16 protein-coding genes are annotated in these 24,458 nt (G+C 74.7%); 4 read left to right on the top strand and 12 right to left on the bottom strand.

All coding sequences use genetic code 11. The features are described 5' to 3' along the window. Positions 1 to 16 precede the first annotated feature (16 nt). Complete coding sequence (locus tag rosag_RS21665; protein ID WP_284352264.1) at positions 17 to 676, top strand: lysozyme inhibitor LprI family protein; 660 nt, start codon at positions 17 to 19, stop codon at positions 674 to 676. 32 nt (positions 677 to 708) lie between these two features. Here rosag_RS21665 and rosag_RS21660 read toward each other — a convergent pair whose 3' ends face one another. The 6 genes from rosag_RS21660 to rosag_RS21635 all read right to left on the bottom strand — a co-directional run bounded on the left by rosag_RS21660 (position 709) and on the right by rosag_RS21635 (position 8,903). Then, entirely contained in the window at positions 709 to 2,232 is a 1,524-nt protein-coding gene (locus rosag_RS21660) for a hypothetical protein (RefSeq protein WP_284352263.1), read from the bottom strand. 4 nt (positions 2,233 to 2,236) lie between these two features. Beyond that, positions 2,237 to 3,124, bottom strand: coding sequence for a hypothetical protein (locus rosag_RS21655; protein WP_284352262.1), 888 nt, complete (start codon positions 3,122 to 3,124; stop codon positions 2,237 to 2,239). Positions 3,125 to 3,131: 7 nt separating this feature from the next. Next, positions 3,132 to 4,238 carry a hypothetical protein gene (locus rosag_RS21650; protein ID WP_284352261.1) on the bottom strand — a complete coding sequence of 369 codons (1,107 nt, stop codon included), beginning with the start codon at positions 4,236 to 4,238 and terminating at the stop codon, positions 3,132 to 3,134. A 105-nt stretch (positions 4,239 to 4,343) separates the two neighbouring features. Then, positions 4,344 to 6,689 carry a hybrid sensor histidine kinase/response regulator gene (locus rosag_RS21645; protein WP_284352260.1) on the bottom strand — a complete coding sequence of 782 codons (2,346 nt, stop codon included), beginning with the start codon at positions 6,687 to 6,689 and terminating at the stop codon, positions 4,344 to 4,346. Beyond that, positions 6,686 to 7,786, bottom strand: a complete 1,101-nt coding sequence (locus tag rosag_RS21640; protein ID WP_284352259.1) for an ABC transporter substrate-binding protein — start codon at positions 7,784 to 7,786, stop codon at positions 6,686 to 6,688. Before rosag_RS21640 ends, rosag_RS21645 begins: the two co-directional genes overlap by 4 nt. A 13-nt stretch (positions 7,787 to 7,799) precedes the next feature. Next, a complete protein-coding gene (locus rosag_RS21635) occupies positions 7,800 to 8,903 on the bottom strand; it encodes an ABC transporter substrate-binding protein (protein ID WP_284352258.1) in 1,104 nt (367 codons plus the stop codon). A gap of 218 nt (positions 8,904 to 9,121) precedes the next feature. On the opposite strand from rosag_RS21635, the gene rosag_RS21630 reads away from it, so the two are divergent. After that, positions 9,122 to 9,829, top strand: a complete 708-nt coding sequence (locus tag rosag_RS21630; RefSeq protein ID WP_284352257.1) for a DUF305 domain-containing protein — start codon at positions 9,122 to 9,124, stop codon at positions 9,827 to 9,829. A 23-nt stretch (positions 9,830 to 9,852) separates the two neighbouring features. Next, positions 9,853 to 11,880 (top strand): LVIVD repeat-containing protein, encoded by a 2,028-nt coding sequence (locus rosag_RS21625; protein WP_284352256.1) that lies wholly within the window; start codon positions 9,853 to 9,855, stop codon positions 11,878 to 11,880. A gap of 79 nt (positions 11,881 to 11,959) precedes the next feature. Here rosag_RS21625 and rosag_RS21620 read toward each other — a convergent pair whose 3' ends face one another. From rosag_RS21620 to sthA, 5 genes are all read right to left on the bottom strand, one after another. Further along, a complete protein-coding gene (locus rosag_RS21620; protein WP_284352255.1) occupies positions 11,960 to 12,982 on the bottom strand; it encodes a M91 family zinc metallopeptidase in 1,023 nt (340 codons plus the stop codon). A 110-nt stretch (positions 12,983 to 13,092) separates the two neighbouring features. Beyond that, positions 13,093 to 14,661 (bottom strand): methyl-accepting chemotaxis protein, encoded by a 1,569-nt coding sequence (locus rosag_RS21615; protein WP_284352254.1) that lies wholly within the window; start codon positions 14,659 to 14,661, stop codon positions 13,093 to 13,095. A gap of 175 nt (positions 14,662 to 14,836) precedes the next feature. Next, a complete protein-coding gene (locus rosag_RS21610; RefSeq protein ID WP_284352253.1) occupies positions 14,837 to 18,418 on the bottom strand; it encodes a M1 family aminopeptidase in 3,582 nt (1,193 codons plus the stop codon). Then, positions 18,415 to 19,326, bottom strand: a complete 912-nt coding sequence (locus tag rosag_RS21605) for an ABC transporter ATP-binding protein (RefSeq protein ID WP_284352252.1) — start codon at positions 19,324 to 19,326, stop codon at positions 18,415 to 18,417. Before rosag_RS21605 ends, rosag_RS21610 begins: the two co-directional genes overlap by 4 nt. Positions 19,327 to 19,417: 91 nt before the next feature. Continuing rightward, on the bottom strand, positions 19,418 to 20,839 hold the full coding sequence (sthA, locus tag rosag_RS21600) for a Si-specific NAD(P)(+) transhydrogenase (protein WP_284352251.1): 1,422 nt from the start codon (positions 20,837 to 20,839) through the stop codon (positions 19,418 to 19,420). Between the two features lie 143 nt (positions 20,840 to 20,982). On the opposite strand from sthA, the gene rosag_RS21595 reads away from it, so the two are divergent. Then, complete coding sequence (locus rosag_RS21595; RefSeq protein WP_284352250.1) at positions 20,983 to 23,727, top strand: MGH1-like glycoside hydrolase domain-containing protein; 2,745 nt, start codon at positions 20,983 to 20,985, stop codon at positions 23,725 to 23,727. Here rosag_RS21595 and rosag_RS21590 read toward each other — a convergent pair. After that, positions 23,705 to 24,457, bottom strand: coding sequence for an SDR family oxidoreductase (locus rosag_RS21590; protein ID WP_284352249.1), 753 nt, complete (start codon positions 24,455 to 24,457; stop codon positions 23,705 to 23,707). The two genes, rosag_RS21595 and rosag_RS21590, sit on opposite strands and share 23 nt — an antisense overlap. Position 24,458: the final 1 nt, after the last annotated feature.

Here is a 24,458-nt window from a genome sequence, read left to right as displayed (position 1 = left end):
GCCCCCGAGGTGTTCCGTGCGCCCTGCCCTGCTCGGCCTCGCCGCCACGCTGCTGGCCGCTCCCGCGACCGGCCGCGCGCAGCTGCCGCGCGCATCGGGCCCGCCGGCCGACCTGCGCACGGTACGCGTGCTGCCGCCGGCGATACGGCGGGCGGTGCCGCACGCCCCGCCACGCGCGCATCCGCGCGCTCCCGCCGGCGGCGTCCGCCGCGCCGGGCCGTCCGTGCTCCTGATCGATCCGTTCGGCGCGTGGGCGACGCCGTTCGCCGGGACGGCGATGCCGGTCCCCACGCCGCCCGTGCCGCCGCGCGCACCGCGCACGCGCGTGATCGAGGTCGGCGACGACGGCGCGCCGGCCGACGCCGCGTGCGTGACGGCCGCGGACACGCGCGCGCTCACCGCCTGCCTGGCCAGCGCGGTGCGGCGCGAGGACGAGCGGCTGACGGCGACGATGCTGCGCGTGCGCGAGCCGCTGGTCCGTACGCGCCCGGCCGCGGCGGCGGCCGCGTTCGACAGCGCGGCAGCGGCGTGGGCACGCTACCGCGAGCGCGAATGTCGCGCGCAGTCGCTCGCCGTCGGCGGCACGGCGGACGACCAGCACGCGCTGACGTGCCAGCTCCGCCTCGCGCGCGAGCGCCGCGCCCTGCTCGAGGCGTCGATCGGCGCGGGCGGCTGACGCCGCGCCGTCGGCCCGACGTCAACCCGACGTCAGCCCGACGCCGGCCGATCGATGCGGGCGCGCCAGCGGGCGGTCGTGTCCGCGCGGCCCGCGTGGCGGTTGGCCTCGGTGAGCGCGGGGAGCAGCCTCCGTGCGTCGTCCGCCCGGTTCGTCGCGAGGTAGCCCTCCATCAGCTGCTCCAGCAGCAGCGGCGGGTCCCACACGCCCTGGGCCGCGCCGCCCATGCGCCGCGTCATCTCGCGCATGCGCTCCAGCTGGAAGATCGCGCCCCGCGGCGTGCCCACCCACTGCCTCCGCCCCGCGTAGTAGCTGCCGAGCGCGATGTGGAACTGCCGGATGCGCGGGATGTCCTCGCGCTGGTAGGCGATGGCCTTGCCCTCGAACACCGACCGCATGAGCCGGTCGAGCCGCTGCGCCGCCTCGGGCGACGTGCGCGCGCGCCGGTCGTAGATCAGCACCAGCGGGAGCACGGCGTTCAGATCCACCCACGGCCCGACCTCCTCGTCGGGGAAGCCGAGCGCGCGCTCGTAGTAGGTCGCGGCGAGCGCCTCGCGACCGTCGCGCTCGTGCCACTCGCCGATGGTGCGCAGCACGCCGCTCCACGCGCGTCGCCGGTCCCACGAGCCGGACTGCCACCACCGCGCCTCCGGCGTGACGGGCGTGGACGCGTAGGCCGCGAGCATCGCCGTCACGCCGTCGCGCAGCGTGGGATGCAGGGACGGCACGTCGCGCAGCCGGTCGCGCTGCGTCGCGGCGAACGTCTCGGACGAGAGGCTCGCCACGACGTTGGCGGTCGCGAGCAGCTGCAGCAGCGAGTCCGCGACGGGCGGCGGGAACGCCGGCCGGGCGTGCAGCGCCGCGAGCGTCGCCTCGGCGACGGCGGGCGCGCGCGACGAGTCGCGCAGGAGCGCCGTCAGCGACGCCAGCGACCATGCGGGCGCGACGCCCGTGGGCTGTCCGGCGAGCGCGAGGCGCGCGTCGTCGAGCGAGCTGTCGGCGGCCAGCGCGCGCCGGTAGAGCGCGCGGGCGCTGTCGCCGGCGCCGGGCGTCCCGGCCGCCTCGAGCTCGCGCGCGGCGCGGAGCAGCGTGCGCGCGCGGCGCGCCGGCGGCTCCGCGGCCGACACGGCGACGAAGGTCGCGGCCGCGCGGTCGTGGCGGCCCATGGCGCGGTGCAGCAGCGCGGCGTTGTAGCCCGCGGCGGCGAAGTACGCGGCCGAGTCCAGCTGGCGGGCCTGGTCGTAGTCGGCGAGCGCGGCGGCGACGACGCCGCTATCGCTCACCTCCGCGTCGCGCAGCAGCTCCTGCACCGCCACGCCGCGGCCGAAGTGCGCGACGGCGCGGCTGCCCGCGTCGAGCTCCACGTCCGCGTCGAGCACCGCGGCGAAGGCGTCGCGCGCCTCCGCGAAGCGGCGCGCGTCGAGCAGCGCGCGTCCCTGCTGCAGCCGGCTCGTGGCCGCGGCGGCCGAGCTGACCCGGGTCGGCGTCGGGAGCTGGCCGCGCGCGGAGCCCGCGAGCAGTCCGACGAGCACGATGGCGGGGATCACGGCACGCATCGCGTCACTCCCGCGGCCGGTGGAGCGGCGCGTCGTCGGCCGGGTCCACCGGGAAGTAGGTCCAGAGGTGCAGCGTCACCGGCTGCTGCTTCGCGCGGCGCGCGAGCGTCCTCAGCTCCGCGGCGCCGCGCACCGTGTCGGGCGGCGTGCGCTCCGGGTACACCAGCTGGTCCATGCGGCAGCGGTAGGTCGCGCCGCCGCCGCTGCGGCTGCAGCCGGCGAGCGACATCTCCGTCGTGTCCTGGCGCGCGCTCGCGATGGGGCCGGTGGCCGGATCGACGACGTGCATGCGCACGACGAACACCGGATTGCGCGCCGGATCCGCGCGCAGCGCCCGCGGGCCGACGCCCACCACCACGTCCGGCGCCTCGCCGAGCGAGACGCCGCCACGCTCGGCGAGCGGGATCTGCCAGAGCAGGTTCGTGAGGATGCCCTGCGTCTCCGAGGGGCGCGCGAGGATCGTGCGCAGCTGCGCGCTCCACGCGGCGCTCAGGCGGGGCACGCTCTGCCAGTCGGCGGCCGGGCGCGTGGCGATCGCGTTGAAGCTCTCGAACGGGACGTGCGTCGTGCGCGTGCCGCGGCGCGCGTGCTTCCCGCGGAGCGAGAGCGCGAGCTTGCCGGTCTGGGCCTCGGAGTTCACCCACGCGACGACCAGCGTGTCCGGCGCGGCCGTCGGGCGCCACTCGAGGAAGCCGAAGCTGCGCTCGAACGCCGCGCGCACCGAGTCCGAGAGCGCGCCGCGCAGCGTGGCGCAGCGCGCCGTGCACGCGTCGTCGCCGAGCTGCGTGCGGTACAGCGGCCCGTCGATGCGCACGTCGAGCGTGACGGGCGCGCGCGCGACCTGCGCGGCGGGCGCATGCAGGGGCAGCGCGAGCGCCGCGAGCAGCGCCACGCGGCGATTAGGGGTCGAGGAAGATGGTCGTGATCGCACGGGTCACCCTCGTCGTGTCGGATCGCACCAGCGTGCCGTCGCGGCGGCGGAGCTCCCACCGCAGCAGGTCGCCGACGACCAGCGGCCGCGCGCTGCGCCGCCGCTCGACCGCGGCCCACTGCCGCAGCGTGGCCGCGACGTCCTGGTCGCGGGCGGCGAGCGACGCGCTGTCCTGCAGGGCCGTCGTGTCGGTGAGGTAGGCGCGCAGCCGCTCCGTCCAGCGGCCGAGCGTCGCCGTGTCGGGCGGCGCGGGCTCGGGAAAGCCGACGACGACCGCGCGCAGCGCCGCCAGCGGCGCGCGCGCGAGCACCGCGCTCGTGTCCACGCCGTCGCGGATCGTCAGCACCGGACGCGTGCTCGAATCGGCGAGCAGGCGGAGCATGGCCGGCGCGGGCACCGCGGCCAGCGTCGCCAGCGAGTCGAAGTCGTCGGGATACTGGATGGTCGTCGGCACCCACGGCAGCACGAGGCGGCTGGCGCTCGCGAGCCCGGGGCCGTGCACCCACACGCGCCGCCCCGTCGGCGGCATCCAGACGCGGAACGCGATCGGCGTCGTCAGGCGGTTGAGCGGCTCGGTGGGCGCGGCCGCGAAGCGCGCGGAGTCGGCGAGCGTGCGCCCACCCTCGATCACGCGCAGCCGCGTTCGGACGCCCGGGTCCACCGACTCCACGCGCACCGTGGAGCAGAGCAGGCTCGCGGTCGCGAGCACGCCCACCAGCAGCGCGAGCGCGCGCAGCACCGCGCGGCGCGCGAGCGCGGCGCGGGCGCCGCCGGTGAGCCACCGCTTCGCCTCGTCGGGCGCGACGCCCCACGCCGCGGCGGCGAGGCCCAGCACCGGCAGGTGCGTGACGAAGAACGACAGCCACCGCTCGGCGTGCAGGCGCATCCAGATGCCGACCGCGAGATCCAGCAGCAGCAGCACGGCCAGCGCGCGCAGCTCGATCGGCATGCCCGCCGCGGCGGCGGGTGGCGCTGGCTCCGGCACCGCCGGCGACACGGGCGCCGCGGCGTCGGCGCGCGGACCGAAGTCCGTGCGCTCGGGGCGGTGCGTGCGCGGGTGCTCGAGGTGGGCCACGCGGTGCTCCCTGCTGGCCAGCGCGCGACGCGATCGCGGCCGTCGTCGGCGCGAGCGTCCTCGGGCTCCATGTATACGCCGCGCGCCCGAGGCGCGCAAACGGAATCAGGACGCGGACGTCCGTCGCGCGTCGAGCGCCCCGCGAACGTGCGCCAGCAGCTCGTGCGGCGCGTACGGCTTGGGGACGAAGCGCTCGGTGTGCGCGTGGATGCCACGCCGCAGCACCTCGTCCTCGGTGTAGCCCGAGGTGAAGAGCACCGGGAGCCCCGGGCGCGCCGCCTCCAGCCGCGCGGCCAGCTCGCGTCCACCGATGCCCGGCAGCACGACGTCCGTGAGCAGCAGGTCGAGCGGCCCACGGTGCTCGGCCGCGAGGCGGATCGCCTGGTCGCCGTTTGCGGCCTCGATCACGGTGTAGCCGCCGCGCTGCAGGATGCGGCGGGCGAGCGCGCGCACCGCCTCGTCGTCCTCCACCAGCAGCACGGTTTCGCTGCCGCCCGACGCGCCGGGTGCCACCTCAGGGATCGCGGCGGCGAGCTCGGCGTTCGCGGCCTGCGGCAGGAAGATCTCCAACGTGGTGCCGAGCCCCAGCTCGCTGCGCAGGCGGATGTGTCCTCCGCTCTGCTGCACGATGCCGTAGACGGTCGCGAGCCCGAGCCCCGTCCCCTTCCCCGTCGGCTTCGTGGTGAAGAACGGCTCGAAGACGCGCTCCTGCGTCGCGCGGTCCATCCCCGTGCCGGTGTCGGTCACCGAGAGCACGACGTACGCGCCCGGCCGCGCGCCCGGCACGTCCCCGATCGCGTCGGCGCCGAGGAGGACGCGGCGGGTCCGGATGTGGAGGCGCCCGCCGTGCGGCATCGCGTCGCGCGCGTTCACCACGAGGTTGACGATCACCTGCTCGATCTGGCCGGTGTCCGCCTCGACCGCCGGCAGCTGCGGCTCCAGCTCGGGGCGCAGGTCGATGTCCGCGCCGATCAGGCGCCGCAGCAGCGCGACCATCTCCGCGACCACCGCATTCAGGTCGGTGAGCCGCGGCCGCAGCACCTGCTTGCGACTGAAGGCGAGCAGCTGCCCGGTGAGCCGGCTCGCGCGCCGCGCGGCGGCGCGGATCTCGGCCACGTCGTCGCGGAGCGGGTCGGCGGCGGAGATCGCCGACTCGAGCAGCTCCGCGTAGCTCATGATGACCGTGAGCAGGTTGTTGAAGTCGTGCGCGATGCCGCCGGCCAGCCGTCCCACGGCCTCCATCTTCTGCGCCTGCCGCAGCTGCTCCTCCGCCGCCTGCAGCGCCGCCTCCGCCTTGCGACGCGTGGTGACGTCGCGCACCACCATCAGCGTCGCCGCGCGCCCCTCGAACTCGAAGGCGGTGGCGGCGAGCTCGCCGTGCACCTCCTGTCCGTCGAGGCGGCGGAAGGGCAGCTCGACCGCGGACGCGGGCTCCTCCGCCGCGAGCACGTGGCGCAGCCGCTCCGCGGCGCTCGGCTTCGCGTCCGGGTGCACGAGGTCCAGCAGCGGGCGCCCGACGAGCTGCGACGCCGACGCCGCGCCGAGCTGCCGGCGCGCGGCGTCGTTGACGAGCTGGATGCGGTCGTCCGCGTGCACGATCACCGCGTCCGGCGACAGCTCGACGAGGCGGCGATAGCGGTCCTCGCTGCGCCGCAGCTCGTGCTGCAGCGTGCCGAGGCTCGTGGCCATCGCGTTGAAGCTGCCGCCGACGCGCGCCAGCTCGTCGTCGTGGCGCAGGGGCACGCGCGCGGCGAGGTCGCCCGCGCCCAGCCGCTGGGCGGCGTGCGACAGCTCGTCGAGCGGCAGGAGCAGGCGGCGCTGCACGAAGCGCAGCGCCAGCAACACGCTGACGAACAGCAGCCCGGCCAGCAGCGCCGCCGCGCCGTACAGGCGGCGCAGCGTCTCCCCATGACGGCGCAGCGCCGCGTCGTAGTCGGCGGCGCGCAGCGCGAGGAAGCGGTCGAGCGCCACCTGCAGCGGATCCCCGGCCGCGACGACGGCCGCGGCCCGCACCCGCACCACGTCCGGCGTCGAGTCGCGCCGCGCGTCGAACGCCTCCTGCGCGCGCACCTCGAGCGCCTGGTGCAGCTCCTTCACGCGCTCCACCTGCAGCCGCTGTGGCAGCGAGAGGTCGCGGAAGAGGTAGCGCCGCACGGCGGTGTAGACGCTCTCGCCGCGGTCGCGGAAGTCGGCCAGCGTCTCGGGGCGCGGGTCGTCCAGGTAGCTGGCGGCGTAGAGCAGCTGCCGCGCGACGTCGCGGTTGATGCGGTCGACGATCTGCTGCTCGGCGAGCATCGTGCGCGCCTCCCGCTCGAGCGCGAGACGCATGCGCGAGGTGACCAGCAGGAGCCCGGCGGTGGCGACCACCATGATCGTGACGAGCGTCGCCGCGCCGCCGGCGATCAGCGTGCGCACCGAGACGCCGCGCAGCGGCCCGCGCCCGGCGATCACGGATTGCTCACCGCGCGCACGCCGTCGGGGCGCACCTCGGCCAGGCGGAGCGGCCGGTTCGCGTCGCCCGCGCTGTCGAACGCGATCGGGCCCGAGATGCCCTGGTGCGCGGGCCGCGCGCTGCCGACGTCCGCCAGCCAGTCGCGCACCGCCGCGCGGGTGCGCGCGCCGTCGCGCATCGCGGCCGCCAGCAGCATGGTGGCGTCGTACGCCAGCAGCGCCTCGGCGGTCGGCTCGTGGCCGCTGGCGGCGACGAAGCGCGCGCGGAACGCCTGCAGCGATGGCGCCGGCCCCGCGGGGTCGACGAAGCGCACGAAGCGCACGAGCGAGAAGCGCGCGGGCTGCTCGTACACGGGCCCCAGATCGACGGCGTCGCTGCCGAGGACCGGGAGCGCCGGGCGGAGGGGCCGCAGCGTCGCGAGCACGCGCGCCAGCTGCGGCGGGCGGCCGAGCCACACCAGCAGGTCGGGGCGCGCGTTGGCCGCGGCGCGCGCCACGACCGCGAGCTGCGCCGAGTCGCCCGGCTCGAGGTACGGCGCCTCGTAGACCACGGGCGTCGCGTGCCGGTCGAGCTGTGCGCGCACCGCCAGCTGGAGCGCCCGGCCGTAGTCGTCGTTGACGTAGACGACCGCCACGCGGCGCGCGCCCGAGCGCACGATCTCCGCGACCAGGAAGTCCGCCTGCCGCCGGTCGTCGGGCACGAGCCGGAAGCTGTAGGGTCCCGCCTTCGAGAAGAGCGGCGCCGTGGTCGTCGGCGCGACGTGCGCGAGCTGTCGCGCATTGTAGATCTGCGACGCGGCCAGGCTGGCGGCGCTGTTGGAGTGTCCGACCACCGCGACGACGGCCGGATCGGACGCCAGCGAGTCGGCGACGCGGATCGCGCGCTGCGCCGCGGCGACGGCCTCCATCTCGGTGACGCGCAGTCGCAGCGAGTCGCCGCCGATCCCGCCGGCGGCGTTGACGTCGGCCGCCGCGAGGCGCGCCGCCGCCACGCCGTCGGTGCCCATCGCGACGCCGATGGTGCTCCGCGACGCGTCGCGGCAGCCCCACAGGCCGAGGACGAGCAGCAGCGCGAGGCCGCGCGATCGGACGCTCATGCGGACACGGGGCTCACGGAACGCTCACCGCCCGCACGCCGTCGGCGTGCACCTCGGCCAGGCGGTGCGGGCGCACCACGTCGCCGGCGCTGTCGAAGGCGATGGGACCCGAGATGCCCTGATAGGCGGGCCGGGTGGTGCCCACGCCGGCCAGCCACGCCCGGACCTCCTCGCGCGTCCGGGCGCCGTCGCGCAGCGCGGCGGCCAGCAGCATCGTCGCGTCGTAGGAGAGGACCGCGTCCGTGGTGGGCTCCCGGCGGGTGCCCGCACGGAAGCGGGTGCGGAAGGCGGCCAGCGCCTCGCCCGGGCCTTCCGGATCGACGAACCGCACGAAGCGGACGCTCTGGTAGCGATCGCGCTGCGCGTAGACGCGACTGACGTCGAGCCCGTCGCTCGCGAGCACCGGCAGCGACGGGAGGAGCGGCGCGAGCGCCCGGCGCATGAGATCCAGCTGGTCGGGCCGGCCGAGCCAGAGCAGGAGGTCGGGCCGCGCGGCGGCCATCGCGCGGGCCACCGTCGCGACGCGCCCCGAGTCGCCCCGCTCGAGGTACGGCGTCTCGTACACGACCGCGGTGCCGCGCCGCGCGAGATCGGTCCGCAGCGCCCCCTGCAGGCCGCGCCCGTAGTCGTCGTTGACGAAGGCGATGGCGACGCGGCGGGCGCCGGCGCGCGCCACCTCGGCCGCCATGAAGGCCGCCTGGCGCCGGTCGTCGGGCACCAGGCGGAAGCTGTACGGCCCGGCCGCCGAGAAGAGCGGCGCGGTGGTGTTCGGGGCGATGTGCGGGAGCCGGCGCTCGTTGTAGATCTGCGAGGCCGCCAGACTGGCCGCGCTGTTGGAGTGCCCCACCACCGCGACCACCGAGGCGTCGGCGGCCAGGCTGTCCGCGATGCCGATGGACATCTGGGCGCGGGTGGCGTCGCGGGTGGGCATCAGGCGCAGGCGCAGCGAGTCCCCGCCGATGCCGCCCGTCGCGTTCACGTCCGCCGCCGCGTACTCGGCTCCGATGCGGCCGTCCGAGTCGACGGCGATCCCGATCGTCGGGCCCCGGGACTCGCCGCCGCAGGCGGTGGCCGCGAGGAGGAGCAGGAGGACGAGCCGGCGTGATCCGTCGGGCATGCGCAGGGTATACGTGGAGGACCGCGGGGCCGACAGTGCCCGCCCGAGGGTCGTGCCGCAAGATGCCGACCCGCCGTGCCCCCGCACCAGCCGATCGGTCCGGGCGGCTACCTCGCCATCGCGCACGGATGCAAACTTCCGGGCGACGATCCCCGGACGGCCCGCGCGCGCGCGCTCGTGAGCGCTCGCGCGGGCCCGCCCCTCTCCGCTCCACCGCCATGCCCCGATCCCACGCCGGCCGCGCCGCGGCCCTGCTCACCGCCGTCGCGCTCGTGGCGGCTCCGGCCGCCGCGGCCGCCCAGTCGCCGGCGGCGTCGGCAGCGGCGCCCGACCGCGCCGCCATCGCGCGCGCCCGCGCCGACAGCGCGCGCATCCCGTGGGTCGCGGCCGACGCGCGCTTCATGACCGGGATGATCGGCCACCACGCGCAGGCGATCGAGATGGCGCGCCTGGCGCCGACGCACGGCGCGAGCCCCGCCGTGCGCACGCTGGCGGCGCGCATCATCAACGCGCAGCGCGACGAGATCGCGACGATGCAGCAGTGGCTGCGCGACCGCGAGCAGCCGGTGCCCGAGCCGGCGGCGCTGCGCGACAGCGCCGCCGCCGCGGAGTCCCACGACGCGCACGCCGGGCACGGGGATCCGCACGCGGGCCACGCGGCCATGCCGGGGATGCTCACGCCCGCGCAGATGCAGGCGCTGGCCGCGGCGCGCGGCGAGGAGTTCGACCGCCAGTTCCTGACGCTGATGATCCAGCACCACAAGGGCGCCGTGGCGATGGTCGAGACGCTCTTCGCCACCGACGGCGCCGCGCAGAACGAGACCGTGTTCAAGCTCGCGTCGGACGTGAACGTCGACCAGATCACCGAGATCGCGCGCATGCAGGACATGCTCGCGGCGCTGATGTTCGGGACGACCGCCCCGTGATCCGCCTTCCCCGCCCCACCCCCATGACACCGGACCCCCACATGGTGCACGTGCTCCCTCCCCGCCGATCCGCCACGCGGCCGGCCCGACTCCTGCCGTCGCTGTCGCTCGCCCTCGGCGCGCTGGCGCTGGGCGCGTGCGCGAGCGCGACGGCCGGCACCGGCGCCGCTGCCGCCACCGGCGGCAGCGCGTCGGCCGCGGCGCCGCGGCCGGATCCGCGCGTCGGCCTGCGCGCCGGCCTCCACGACGCCGAGGAGGCCGCGTGGAACCTGCGCGTGGTGTCCAAGTCGCAGCCATCCGAGCGCTTCGCGGGGGTCACCAACTCGGACCTCGCGTTCACCGGCAACTACGCGATCCAGGGCAACTACAACGGCTGGCAGGTGTGGGACATCTCCAACCCCGCCCGCCCGCAGCTCACGACCGCGTACTACTGCCCGGCGTCGCAGAGCGACGTCTCGGTCTACAAGAACCTGCTCTTCGTCTCGGGCGAGGGCCTCACCGGGCGCCTCGACTGCGGCGGCGGCGGCGTGCAGCAGGCGGTGAGCAAGGACCGCCTGCGCGGCCTGCGCATCTTCGACATCAGCGACATCAAGAACCCGCGCAACGTCGGCAACGTGCAGACGTGCCGCGGCTCGCACACGCACACCGTGCTCGTCGACCCGAAGGACACGGAGAACATCTACGTGTACATCTCGGGCTCGGCCGGCGTGCGCTCGGCGGAGGAGCTGCCGGGCTGCGTGAGCGAGACGCCCGACAAGGACCCCAACTCGGCGCTCTTCCGCATCGAGGTGATCAAGGTCCCCGTGGCCAACCCGGCGGCGGCGGCGATCGTCAGCTCGCCGCGCATCTTCAACGACCTCGCCGCGCCGCCGACGCACGGCGCCGCGCCGGAGGACGTGACGGCGGCCGCGCAGGCGCTCGCCGCGGCGCGGGCGCGCGGGGACTTCATCGTGACCGTGAACGGCACGGAGCGCGCGCTGCGCGCGCAGCAGACGCGCCCGATGCTCGACAGCATCGTGCGGGCGCGCGGCGGCAGCGGCGATCCCACGGCGGCGGACAGCGCGGCGCTGCGCGCGGCGCTGCCGAGCATGATGGCGCGCCTGTTCGGCGGGCGCGGCCCGCGCACCGGCCCGACGCAGTGCCACGACATCACCGTGTACCCGGCCATCGGGCTCGCGGGCGGCGCGTGCGAGGGCTACGGCCTGCTGCTCGACATCAGCAACCCGGCCAACCCGGTGCGCATCGGCGCCGTCGCCGACTCGAACTTCTCGTACTGGCACTCGGCGACGTTCAACAACGACGGCACGAAGATCCTCTTCACCGACGAGTGGGGCGGCGGCAGCCAGCCGAAGTGCCGCGCCAGCGATCCCAAGACGTGGGGCGCGAACGCGTACTTCACGCTGAAGGACCGCAAGATGGAGTTCCAGAGCTACTGGAAGCTCCCGGCCGCGCAGACGAGCAACGAGAACTGCGTCGCGCACAACGGCTCGCTGATCCCGATCCCGGGCCGCGACGTCATGGTGCAGTCGTGGTACCAGGGCGGCATCTCGGTGGTGGACTTCACCGACATCCGCCACCCGACCGAGATCGCGTTCCACGACCGCGGCCCGGTCGACGCGAACCGCATGGGCAACGGCGGCTCGTGGTCGGTCTACTGGTACAACGGCTCGATCGTCAGCTCCGAGATCTCGCGCGGCCTCGACATCTTCGAGCTCACGCCGAGCGCGTTCGTGTCGCAGAACGAGATCGACGCGGCGAAGACGGTCCACCTGGACTACCTGAACGCGCAGGGCCAGCCGAAGATCGTGTGGCCGGCGAGCTTCGCGAAGGCGCGCGCGTTCGTCGACCAGCTGGAGCGCTCGAAGGGGCTGTCGGGCGCGCGGCTCACGGCCGTGCGGCAGGCGCTCGCGGGCGCCGAGTCGGCGTCGGGCGCGCAGCGCCAGGGCGCGCTGACGACGCTCGCGACGGCGCTCGAGGGCGACGCGGCCGGCTCGTCGGACGCGGCGAAGGTCCGCATGCTGACCGAGGCGGTGCGCGAGCTCGCGCGCTGAGCCACGCCGGCGACGGAGGGACGAACGAAGCGGGGCGGCCGACTGGCCGCCCCGCTTCGCGTCTCCGGACCTCAGCGCGTCACGTCGCCGCCAGCTCGCCGCAGCCCTGGTACGCGTTGCGCAGCGCGAAGTGCTGCACCGCCATGTGCTTCGAGTTGTAGTTCGGGTCCGAGTTGTAGTGCGCGCGCAGGGGCATCCCGCACTGCATGCGCAGCTTGTTCTCGGTGAACTTGAAGTTCACGAACGGCGGGATGCCGGTGGTCATTGCCTCCTCCTCCCACCCGCTGGGCACGATGCGGCGACCGGTCATCATGCGCCACGCGTGGATCAGCTCGTGCCCCAGCACGATGCACGAGATGTCGCTCTTCTTCTTGTCGAAGTCCGTGATCGTCGTGACGTAGCGGATCACGGTGTTCACGCCCTTGCCGGGCGTCAGCCACTCGTAGAGCGTGAACGCGAGCCGGTAGTACGTGTCGTTGTCGATCGCGAGCGTCCCGGCCTCCATCTGCGCCAGCTCGTCGGGCGTGCGGCCCGCCAGCTTCGCCACCTGCGCGCGCGACAGCGTCGGCGACGCCCGGTCGAGGATCGCGCTCAGCTCCGCCGAGTAGATCGACTTCGTCGTGACGGCGGGCGGCCGGTGGCCGCCGATCATCGGGCCGTTCGGCGCCGGGTTGGGCGCCGCGCGGTGCCCGCCCATCATCGGCGCGCCGCTCGACTGCAGCGTCTTCGGCGCGGCCGTGACGAAGGCGTTCCGCTTCGCCTCGTCCTTGTGGATCGCGGCCACCAGCTTCTCGTCGGGCGCGCGGAAGGGCTTGATCATGCGCGCCAGGTCGTTGGCCGCGTCCTGCTGCTCCATCAGCGTGACGCTCCCCTTCGACGCGTACGCGGGATCGCAGGCGAAGATGGTCACGCGGCGCCCGCTCTGCCCGATCGCCGTCAGCAGCTCGTCGCCCAGCGGCATCATCTTCAGCTGGTCGAGGTGCGAGCGCACGATGGCGATGAACGCGTCAGCCTCGTCGTTGGACAGGTCGCGGCGCTGGCCCCAACGGACACCGATGGTCCCGGCGATGTTCACGCCGGCGGAGTAGAGGAATTCCTTCATGCGTGCTCCAGGGTGCGGCTCGGACTGGGCCGCGCGACGCGGCCGGGAACGCGGAGCGCCGAATGTACGAGCCCGCCTCCTGTGTCACCAGGCGGGCCGCAGCGCCGCCGTCAGTTCGGCGTGAAGACCGACCGCCGGCGCTCGCGCCGGAAGGCCACGGGTAGCTGGCCGTCCGGCCGTGGCGCCCCGGACGCGCCGAGCGTGAACGACGCCACCGACGTCTGCAGCTGCGCGGCCTCGCCGGCCAGCGCGCGCGCGGCGGCCGCGCTCTCCTCGGTGGTCGCGGCGGAGCGCTGCGTCAGCTCGTTGAGCGCCGCTACCGCGGCATCGATCTGGGCCACGCCGTCGTGCTGCGCGCCGCTGGCCGACGCGAGGTCGGCGAGCGTCTGCGCGACGCCGCTCACCGCGCGGTCGATGGCGTCCAGGCGCGCGCGGACGTCGCCCGCCAGCGTCACCCCCTGACCGGCGCGCTGCGCGCTCGCCTCCAGCAGCGCGTGCGTCTGCCGTGCCGCCTCCGCGCTACGCAGCGCGAGCGCGCGGACCTCCTCGGCCACGACGGCGAAGCCGCGGCCCGCGTCGCCGGCGCGCGCCGCCTCCACCGCCGCGTTCAGCGCGAGGAGGTTCGTCTGGAACGCGATCTCGTCGATCGTCCTGACGATGCGCCCCGTGTCGTCGCTGTGCTGCTTGATCTGCCCCACGGTCTCGCGGAGGCGCTCCATCTGCGCCACGCCCTCGGCCGTGCGCGCGCGCGTGTCCTCGGCGAGCTGGCGCGCCCCGTCGGCCTGCGAGGCGTTCGCGGCGGCGCCGGCGCTGAGCTGCTGCAGGCTCGCCGAGACCTCCTCGAGGCCCGCGGCCTGACGCGCGATGTCCTCGGAGAGCGCGCCCGAGCCGGCGGCGATCTGCTCGCTCGCGCCGGCCACGCGCTCGCCGGCCGTGCCGGCCAGCTGCAGGCTGTCGCTCAGCGTCGCCAGCGCGCGATTCACGGCGCCCTGGATCACGGCGTGCTCGCCGGCGAACTCCCCCTCCACGCGCGCCGAGAGGTCGTGATCGGCGACGCGCGCGAGCACCGACGCGGTCGCCTGCATCGGGCCCGTCACCGCGTCGAGCGTCGCGTTCATGCCGGCGATCAGCGCCGCGTAGGTCCCACGGTGCCGCGCGGCGTCGGCGCGCGTCGACAGGCGCCCCGCCTCCGCCTCCACCTGCAGCCCGCGCACCTCGGCGAGCACCGCCTGGATCGTGGCGCGCGTGGCGTCGTACGCGCCGAGCGTGCGCTGCGCGCGGCCGATCACGCCGTCCACCACGCGCGCGAGGTCGCCCACCTCGTCGCCGCGCGTCGACTCGAGCAGGCGCGTCGTCGGCGTGACGCCGTGCGTCAGGTCGCCCGCGCCCATCGCCACGAGCGACGTCTCCAGCCCGGTGATGCAGACGCGATCGAGGCGCGCGAGCCGGTCGCACACCTCGCCCAGGTCGCGCGCGAGCCGGCGGCCGGTCCACCAGGCGGTGCCGACGCCCACGACGAACACGGCGAGCGCCGTCGCCGCGAGCGGCGCGGCGATCTCGGGCGCCTTCCGCGCGGCGGCGATGGCTCCCCCCACGCTCAGCACGAGCGCGGGGAGCACGGCGATCACCAGCTTGCTCGGCAGCGGGCGCGAGTCGAGCCAGGCGACGGGAGAGATCATGCGTGGAGCTCGGTCAGGTGCTGCACCGCGGGTTCCGCGCGGCGCGGGTGCCGGCATCCGGGCCGGCGGGCGTGGCGCTGCCACTCTGCTGCGATTCGCCGTCAGAGTTTCGTCACGCCGCCGGAATTCTGTAGCGAAAATCCGCGTCGGCCGTGCCCGGCCGTCGCGCGCGCGCCTAGCGCGGGGCGAGCACCACGTCGCGCACGTTGTCCGACAGGTCGTCGCCGCGCCGCGGGATCAGCAGCCAGTCGGGATCGACGCCCGCGCGCTTCGGCTCGCCCGCGACGTCCACGGTCACCGTGCGCGTGCCGGTGCCAATACGGTGCATCGCGCGGTACAGCGGCGCGTGCGCGTCGGCGCCGTAGACGACGATCTCCACCAGGTCGTCCGGCATGGGGACGGGCGTGTGGCTGCCCACGCTGTCCACGCGCGCCTTCCCCGCCTCGACCTCCAGCGCCACCCGCCACCGCCCGTCGCCGAGTGGCGTCGCGCGCGCGGCGCTGGCGCGCAGGTCCCAGATCGTGATCGTGTCCAGCAGGTCGACCAGCAGCCACTGCAGCGAGTCCGGCGTCACCGCGCGCAGCTCGCGCCGCAGGTCGAGCGTCGTCGGGTACGGCGGCCCGGCGTTGCCGTGCTTCGCGACCAGCGCGCGCAGCGCCGCGTTGAGCCGCGCCTCGCCCAGGTAGTGGCGCAGCGTCCACATCGCGACCGCACCCTTGCGGTAGTGGACGTTGTCGTTGTCGCCGGTGGTCAGCAGCGGCTGATCGCCGCTCCCGCGGCGGTTCAGGTACTCGATGAGCATCAGCTGCCGGAACCGCCGCACCGCCTCGTCGCCGTGCGCCTGCTGCAGGATGGCGGTCGCGGAGTAGTTCGCGAGCGTCTCGGTGAGCACCTGCCGGCCGAGCACGTTCGCGGGCATGATCTGCCCGCCCCACCACTGGTGCGCCAGCTCGTGCGCGGTCACCAGCAGCGGCGTGTCCAGGTCGCCCGCGTCGTCGCGCACGCGCGCCACGAAGCCGAACGACTCCGAGTGCGCGACCAGGTTCGGGAACGCCGAGGCGCGCATCGAGTAGCGCGGGAACTCGGCGATGCGCACCTCGCCCCACGGGTTGGGGCCGAACTCGCGCGCGTAGTACGCCAGCGACCGCTCCGCCGCGCCGAGGATGCGGTCGACGTTCCGCGTGTGCGCCGGATGGTGCAGCACCTGCACGCGCACGCCGGCGCGGCGCGACTCGCGCACCGCGTAGCGCGCCGAGAGCACCGCCCACGTGTTCGCGGTGGGCACGGGCGAGCGGTAGTGGAAGTAGCGGCGGTCGCCCTGCGTCCAGCTCCGCTGCAGCGTGCCCGACGTCGCGGCGATCTGGTCGCCGGCCGTGCCCACGACGGCGTCGAAGGTGACGAGGTCCGCGTCCGACGAGCTGCCCGCGTGCATGCGCGCCGCGAGGTCCGTCGCGGGCGGGCGCGGCGCGCGCGGCGGCAGCCCCTGCGCGCGCCGCGCCGTCGGGTCGTCGAGCTCCGCGCCACGCTGGTAGCCCACGTTCGGGAACCACTCGCGCTCGACGAAGGTGCCGTTCTCGACGACGGCCGTCACCGCGCCGTCGTGGCGGAAGGCGCCGGGCGCGTAGGCGAGATCGAAGCGCAGGCGCACCGAGTCGCCGGGCGCCAGCGGCCGCGCGAGCGCGTGGAGCCAGGTGTGGTGCAGCGTGTCGGCGACCACGCCGCGCACCGGGCGGTCCAGCCCCAGCGTGCGCGGGCGCATCCCAGAACGCAGGTGCACCAGCACCGTGTCGATGGGTAGCGCGGACCGGTTCACCAGCACGTAGTGCCCCTGCGCCTCCACGCGGCGCGCCGCGGGGTACAGCTCCACGCGGAGCTGCACGTGCGCGATCTTGGGCTGCGGCCGCCCCTCGAACCGCCGGTACAGCCGCTCGTAGCCCGCCGGGATCGCGTTCGCCTGCTGGGGCGTGACGTACGCGTTGAGCACGTTCGTGTTGCGGAACACGACGCCGCCCGCGATCAGCACCAGCGCGACCGCCGGGAACGCGGCGACCAGCGTGCGTCGCGTGGTGCGCGCGCGGGCCTGCGCGAGGCGGCGCCGCAGCGTCGGCTCGCGGCCGCGCACCCAGAGGAGGCTCGCGAGCAGCGCGAGCAGCAGCGCCCACCCGACCCAGTAGAGCTTCATGAGCAGGTACGGCGGCAGGAACGGCCCGAAGCCGCTGAGGTCCGAGTAGACCCAGCCCGTGTCGGCGCCGTAGACCAGCAGCCGGTGGCGCAGGCCGAAGCGGCCCGCGAAGAGCGTCGCCGCGTGGAACAGCACCGCGAGCAGGTGCCCGACGTACTTCTGGTGCACCAGCACGTGCACGAGCATCGCGACGACGGCGAACAGCCAGTAGTCGACGAGCTGGAGCCCGAACAGGATCTGCGCGTACAGCGCCAGCTCGAAGCGATACCAGCCGCCGATCGCCTGCAGCGCGATGCCCGCCAGCAGCAGCGCGCCCTGCAGGATCGCGAGCGCCGCGCACAGCGCGAGCGTCTTGCCCGCGAGCGGCGCCCAGTCGGCCACGGGCGTCGCGTCGACGATGTCGGCGAGGCCCGCATCGCGCTCGCGCCACACCAGCTCGCCGGCGTAGAACGCCGTGACGAGGGCGATCGGGATCCCGAGCAGGTTGCTGGCGAGGAAGCGCGCGACGGTGCCCGTGAGCGGCAGCGCCGGCGTGCCGAAGCGGTCGGCGGCGCTCTCCCATCCCATCCACACCGCGAACAGCGCGAGCGCGACGACGATCAGCTGGAACTCGCGCCCGCGCACGATCTCCGCGAACGCGCGCCGCGCGACGGCGATCGCCTGCCACGCCTGCGCCACGAGATCGAACGCGCGCCGCGCGGGGGCCGGCCGCAGCGGCGCGACGTGCGCCACGCGCTCGAGCGGCTCGGACGTCGCGTCGGCCGGACGCCGACGCTCGCGCTGCGCGTCGTGGCCGAAGCGGAAGCGCAGCCACGTGAACGCCAGCACCGCGAGGCCCACCGCGACCCAGATCACGCGGTTCGCCAGCAGCGGTCCCTGGAGCGTCACCGGATTCGTGTTCTGCTCGACCGGGCTCCAGTCGCGCATCGTCTCGAGCACGGCGACGACGCCCGTCGGGTCGAGCAGCGCGCCGGTGCTCCGCTGCAGCACCTCGCTCGTCACGCCGACGGCGGCGGCGTAGCCCAGGTAGAGCAGCACCACGCCCAGGTACGTCGCGAGCGCGCGCCGCGTCAGCGCCGCGACGCCGAACAGGATCGCCGAGTTGACGAGGAGCCCGGGCAGCAGGAAGATCGCGTACGCGCGCAGGTACGACGCCGGCCGGAACGGCCCGACCATCGACGGATCGAAGTCCGGCCAGAGCATCGCCAGCGCGAGCCCCAGCGGCGCGCCGAGCAGCACGATCGCGTTGACGACGAAGGCGCCCAGGTAGCGCCCCGCGAGGTACTCCTCGCGCCGCAGCGGCGTCGTGTGGAAGAGCGCCTGCATCCGCGTCAGCGCGTCGCGCGCGCCGGCGTCCGCGCACAGCGCCGCGGTCACGAGCACCCCCACCATCCCCAGGATGAAGGTGTTGAGCATGATCGCGGCCGGCGCGTTCACGTGCCGTCCCATGTCCGCGCCCATGCCCAGCACGAACAGCACGCCCAGCGCGGCGAGGAGCGCGAAGCCGGCCCACGTCGCGGGGCGCCTCAGGTGCAGTCCGATCTCGAACGCCAGGACCGCACGGAAGCGACTCATCCGGCCGCGCCCACTCCCGCGCCGGCGCCCGCCGTGCGCACGTGGCCGGCCATCGTCGCGAAGTACACGTCCTTGAGGTCCGCCTCCACGGCCTCGAAGCCGTCGCCCGGCGAGCCCTCGGCGTACACGTGCGCCACCGTGCGGCCGCCCAGCAGCTTGGTCGAGATCACGCGCTGCTCGCGCTCCAGCGCCGGCAGCTCCTCGCGCGCGATCACGCGGCGCCACACGAGCCCCTGCAGGTCGTCGATCGCCTGCTGCGGCTCGGCCTCCAGCAGGATGCGCCCGCGGTCGATGATCGCCATGCGCGTGCACAGCTCGCTCACGTCCTCGACGATGTGCGTCGAGAGGAGCACCACGCTGTTCTCACCCAGCTCGCTCAGCAGGTTGAGGAAGCGTACCCGCTCCGCCGGGTCGAGGCCCGCGGTGGGCTCGTCGACGATGAGGAGTCGCGGGTCGCCGAGCAGCGCGACCGCGACGCCGAAGCGCTGGCGCATGCCGCCCGAGTAGCCGCCGAGCTTCTTCTTCCGCACGTCCCAGAGGTTCACCTGCCGCAGCAGCGCCTCCACCGTGTCGCGGCGCGGCCCCTTCTCGGTGATCCCCTTCAGGACGGCGAAGTGGTCCAGCAGCGCCTCCGCGCTCACCTTCGGGTAGACCCCGAACTCCTGCGGCAGGTAGCCGAGCGTCTGCCGCAGCTCCTGCTTCTGCCGCACGACGTCGATGTCGCCGAGCGTGATCGTCCCCGTGTCCGGCTCCTGGAGCGTGGCCAGGGTCCGCATCAGCGTGGACTTGCCGGCGCCGTTGGGGCCGAGCAGCCCGTACATGCCGACCGGGATCGTCAGGGTGACGTCGTCGAGCGCCTGGACGCCGTTCGGGTAGCGCTTGGATACGTGACGGATGGCGAGGTCCATGATGCGCGGCGGGGAGGCGGGAGGGGCGGGCCGGGCCGGTGGGTCCGAGGCACGACGGGCCCGGACCGCATTCGGTTTCGCCCGCCTGCCTTCAGAGCCGGTTCAGCCCCGCGTGCGCCGCCACCTTGTACGCCTCGGCCAGCGTCGGGTAGTTGAAGACCGTGTCGCGGAAGTACTCGATCGTCCCGCCGAGGGCGAGCACCGCCTGGCCGATGTGGATCAGCTCCGTCGCGCCCTCGCCGATCACGTGGACGCCGAGCAGCCGCAGCGACGTCGGGTCGAAGAGGAGCTTGAGCATCCCCGTGTCGTCGCCGACGATCTGGCCCTTCGCCAGCTCCTCGTACTTCGCGATGCCGACCTCGTAGGGGATGCGGGCGGCGGTGAGCTCCTGCTCCGTGCGCCCCACCATCGACATCTCGGGCACCGTGTAGATGCCGTACGGCAGCAGCTCGGCCGGCGTCGCGCGGCGCGGCGCGCCGAACAGGTGCGCGCTTGCCAGCCTGCCCTGCTCCGCCGACGACGACGCGAGCGACGGGAAGCCGATCACGTCGCCCGCCGCCGCGATGTGCGGGACGCCGGTGCGGTAGCACTCGTCGACGGCGATGCGGCCGCGCGCGTCGGCGGTGAGGCCGGCCGCGTCGAGGTTCAGAAGGTCGGCGTTGGACTGCCGGCCCACCGTGTAGAGCAGCGCCTGCCCGCGCACCTTCTTGCCGCTGTCGAGCACCGCCTCCACGCGGCCCTGCGCGTCGACGCCGACCGACGCCACCGTCTCGCCCAGGCGGAACGTCGCGCCGCGCCGCCGCATGTGGTAGCCGAGCGCCTCGATCAGCTCGCGGTCCACGAAGTCGAGCAGCGTCGGCCGCTGGTCGATGATCGTCACCTTGATGTCGAGGGCGGTGAACATCGACGCGTACTCCAGCCCGATCACGCCCGCACCGACGACGATCAGCTCGCGCGGCAGCTCGGCCAGCGCCGGCAGCTGGTCGGCGTCGAAGATGCGCACGCCGTCGAGCGGGATCTGCGGGCTGCGCGCGGCCCGCGTGCCGCAGGCGATGAGGATGCGCGCGCCACGGACGCGCTCGGGGGTGCCGTCGGCCTCCGTCACCTCCACGGTGTGCGGATCGACGAAGCGCGCGGTGCCGGCGAGCGTGGTCACGCCGTTGCGGCGGAGCTGGTTGCGCACGACCTCCACCTCGCGCGTCACCACCGCCTGCACGCGATGCGCGAGGTCGCGGGCCGAGATGCGCTCGCTGACGACGTAGTCGCGGCCGTAGTGCAGGCGCTGGCGGAAGCCGCTCAGGTGCAGGATCGCCTCGCGCACCGTCTTGCTGGGGATCGTGCCCGTGTGCAGGCAGACGCCGCCCACCATCTCGTGCCGGTCGACGATCGCGACGCGCTCGCCCCGCTTGGCGGCCGCGATCGCCCCCTTCTGGCCGGCGGGCCCGCTGCCGATCACGACGAGGTCGTAGTCGTACGTCGCGTCCGCCGTCGCTTCCGCAGTGCCCGTCTCCACCGTCCCTCCCGATCGGGTGCCGGCCGCGCGCGCCGAACGGCGCAGGTGCCAACAGTGAAGCGGCGGCCCACCGCCAGCAAGGCCGGCGCGCCCGCGCTGCGCCTGCTCTGGCGGGGCGTGGCGACGGCGGATAACTCACCGTCGTGAGGACCGCCGAGGACGACCGACTGGACGAGGACGCGCAGCGCGTCCGCAACTGGAAGCGGTGGGGGCCGTACCTCCCCGCGCGGCAGTGGGCGACCGTGCGCGAGGACTACTCGCCCGACGGCAAGTGCTGGGAGTACTTCCCGCACGACCACGCGCGCAGCCGCGCCTACCGCTGGGGCGAGGACGGGCTGCTGGGCTTCTGCGACCGGCAGTGCCGCCTCTGCTTCGGGCTCGCCCTGTGGAACGAGCGCGACCCGATCCTCAAGGAGCGGCTGTTCGGCCTCACGGGCCCCGAGGGGAACCACGGCGAGGACGTGAAGGAGTGCTACTGGTACCTCGACGCGACGCCGACGCACGCGTACATGCGCGCGCTCTACAAGTACCCGCAGCACGCGTTCCCGTACACGGAGCTCGTGCGGGAGAACGCGCGGCGCGGGCGGCACGAGCCGGAGTACGAGCTGGCCGACACCGGCGCCTTCGACGAGAGCCGCTACTGGGACGTGCAGGTCGAGTACGCGAAGGCGGGCCCCGACGACCTGGCGATCCGGATCACGGCGGCGAACCGTGGCCCCGACGCCGCGACGCTGCACCTGCTGCCCACGCTCTGGTTCCGCAACACGTGGGCGTGGGGCCGCACGGGCGAGGGCTACTGGCCGCGGCCCGGGCTGCGCGCGACCGCTCCAGGGATCGTCACGACGGACCACGCGTCGCTCGGCCGCCACGTGCTGGCGGTGGGCGCGGGACCCGACGGCGCCGCCCCCGCGCTGCTCTTCACCGAGAACGAGACCAACACCGCGCGGCTGTTCGGCGTGCCGAACGCGACGCCGTGGGTGAAGGACGCGTTCCACGCGTACGTGGTGCACGGCGATCGGGACGCCGTGAATCCCTCGCGGACGGGAACGAAGTGCGCGGCGCACCACGTGCTGCACGTCGCGGCGGGCGGCGAGGCGACCGTGCGCCTGCGGCTGCGCGGCGACGGCGACACGGACGCGGGCGACGTCGACGCGTTCGTCGACGCGACGTGCGACGCGCGGCGGGTGGAGGCCAACGCCTTCCATGCCGCGCGCGCGCCGGCGGCCGCCACCGACGAGGAGCGGCGCGTGCAGCGGCAGGCGTACGCCGGGCTGCTCTGGTCCAAGCAGTTCTTCCACCTCGCCGTCGGCGAGTGGCTGGAGGGCGATCCCGCGCACCCCGCGCCGGCGGCGGAGCGACGCCGCGTGCGCAACGGCGACTGGGGACACCTGTACAACCGCGACGTCCTCATGGTCCCCGACACCTGGGAGTATCCCTGGTACGCGGCGTGGGACCTCGCCTTCCACACCGTCGCGGTGGGCGGCGTGGACGTCGCGCTGGCGAAGGAGCAGCTGCTCCTCCTGCTGCGCGAGTGGTACATGCACCCCAACGGCCAGGTGCCCGCGTACGAGTTCGCGTTCGGAGACGTGAACCCGCCCGTGCACGCGTGGGCGTGCTGGCGCGTCTACAAGATGTCCGGACCGCGCGGCGCGCGTGACCGCGGCTTCCTGGAGCGCGCCTTCCACAAGCTGCTGATCAACTTCACCTGGTGGGTGAACCGGAAGGACGAGGAGGGCAACCACCTCTTCTCCGGCGGCTTCCTGGGGCTCGACAACATCGGGGTGTTCGACCGCTCGAAGCCGCTGCCGTTGATGGGCCGCCTGGAGCAGGCCGACGGCACCGCGTGGATGGCGTTCTACTGCTCGACGATGCTGGCGATCGCGCTCGAGCTGGCGCAGGAGAACCCGGCGTACGAGGACGTCGCGTCCAAGTGCTTCGAGCACTTCGTCGCCATCGCCGACGCGATGAACACGTTCGGGCAGGACGGCCTGTGGGACGAGCGCGACGGCTTCTACTACGACGAGATCCACGTCGGCTCGACCGAGATCCCGCTGCGCCTGCGGTCGATGGTGGGCGTGATCCCGCTGTTCGCGTGCGAGATCCTCGACGACGCGCTGATGGAGCGGCTGCCGCGCTTCGCGCGGCGCACCAACTGGTTCCTCGCCAACCGCCCTGCCCTCGCGCGCCACGTGTCGTCGATGGCGCCGGTGGGCGCGTCGGCGCATCCGCTGCGGCTGCTCGCGATCGCGCCGCGCGAGCGGCTGGTGCGCGTGCTGCGCTACCTGCTGGACGAGGACGAATTCCTGTCGCCGTACGGCGTGCGCTCGCTGTCGCGCTTCCATGCGGCGCACCCGTTCGTCCTGCAGGCGGGCGGGCAGGAGCACCGCGTCGAGTACGCGCCCGGCGAGTCGCCCACGGGGCTGTTCGGCGGCAACTCCAACTGGCGCGGGCCGGTGTGGATGCCGATGAACTACCTGCTCATCGAGGCGCTCGAGCGCTACCACCACTTCTTCGGCGACGACCTGACGGTCGAGTGCCCGACCGGCTCCGGGCGCTACCTCACGCTGCTGGAGGTCGCGCGCGAGCTGGGGCGCCGCCTCACGTCGCTCTTCCTCCCGGACGCGAGCGGCGTGCGCCCCGCCCTCGCGGCCGACCGGCGCTTCGCGCAGGATCCGCACTGGCGCGACCTCGTGCTCTTCCACGAGTACTTCCACGGCGACGACGGGCGCGGGCTGGGCGCGAGCCACCAGACCGGCTGGACGGCGCTCGTGGCGCGGCTGGTGGCCGACGTGGCCGCGGCGCGCGAGGGGGAGGAGATGCGGCACACGACGATGTGGCCCACCGCTCACCCGCCACGCGCCGCGGTCAGCCGGGCGGCCGACCGTTGATGCGCGCGAACGCCTCGTCGAACGCCGCGTGCGCGGCGCGGGCGCGGTCCTCCGCCGTGCCGTAGGCGATCTCCGTCTCGCCGGCCGCCAGCCGCGCCATCACCGCGTCCGCGAACGCGTCGAGCGGCGCGCCGAACGTGTGCAATCCGGCGCCGCCGAGGTCCGTGTTCACCGCCGGTGGGATGATCTCGATCACCTGCGGGCCGTGCGGCGCGTCGTCCGCCAGCTGGTGCCGCAGCGCGAGCGTGAACGAGTGCAGCGCCGCCTTGGTCGCACCGTACACGGGCGCGCTCGCCATCGGGACGAACGAGAGCCCCGAGGTCACGTTCACGATCGCCGCCCGCGGCTGCGCCTTCAGGTGCGCGAGCAGCAGCAGCGTGAGGTGCACGGGCGCATCGAGGTTGATCGCCAGCTCCTGCCGCGTCTCCGCCCACGCCTCGGGCTCGGCCAGTCGGAAGCGGCGCTGGATGCCCGCGTTGTTCACCAGCACGTTGAGCCCGGGCAGCGCGTCCAGCGCCCATTCCACGAGGCCCACGCGATCCTCCTCGCGCGCCAGGTCGCACGCGCGCGTCACGAGCCCCGGATGTGCGGCCGCCGCCTCGCGCAGCGCGGCCTCGCGCCGCCCGCAGATCGCGACGCGGCTCCCCGCCTCCAGGAAGCGGCGCGCCACCGCCAGCCCGATCCCCGACGCGCCGCCGGTGACGAGCACCGTGTTGCCGCTCAGCTCCATG

The sequence above is a fragment of the Roseisolibacter agri genome, from assembly GCF_030159095.1.
Taxonomy (GTDB): Bacteria; Gemmatimonadota; Gemmatimonadetes; order Gemmatimonadales; family Gemmatimonadaceae; genus Roseisolibacter; species Roseisolibacter agri.
Note: the sequence above shows the minus strand (reverse complement) of the source record. Positions and strands in the feature narration are given on the sequence as shown.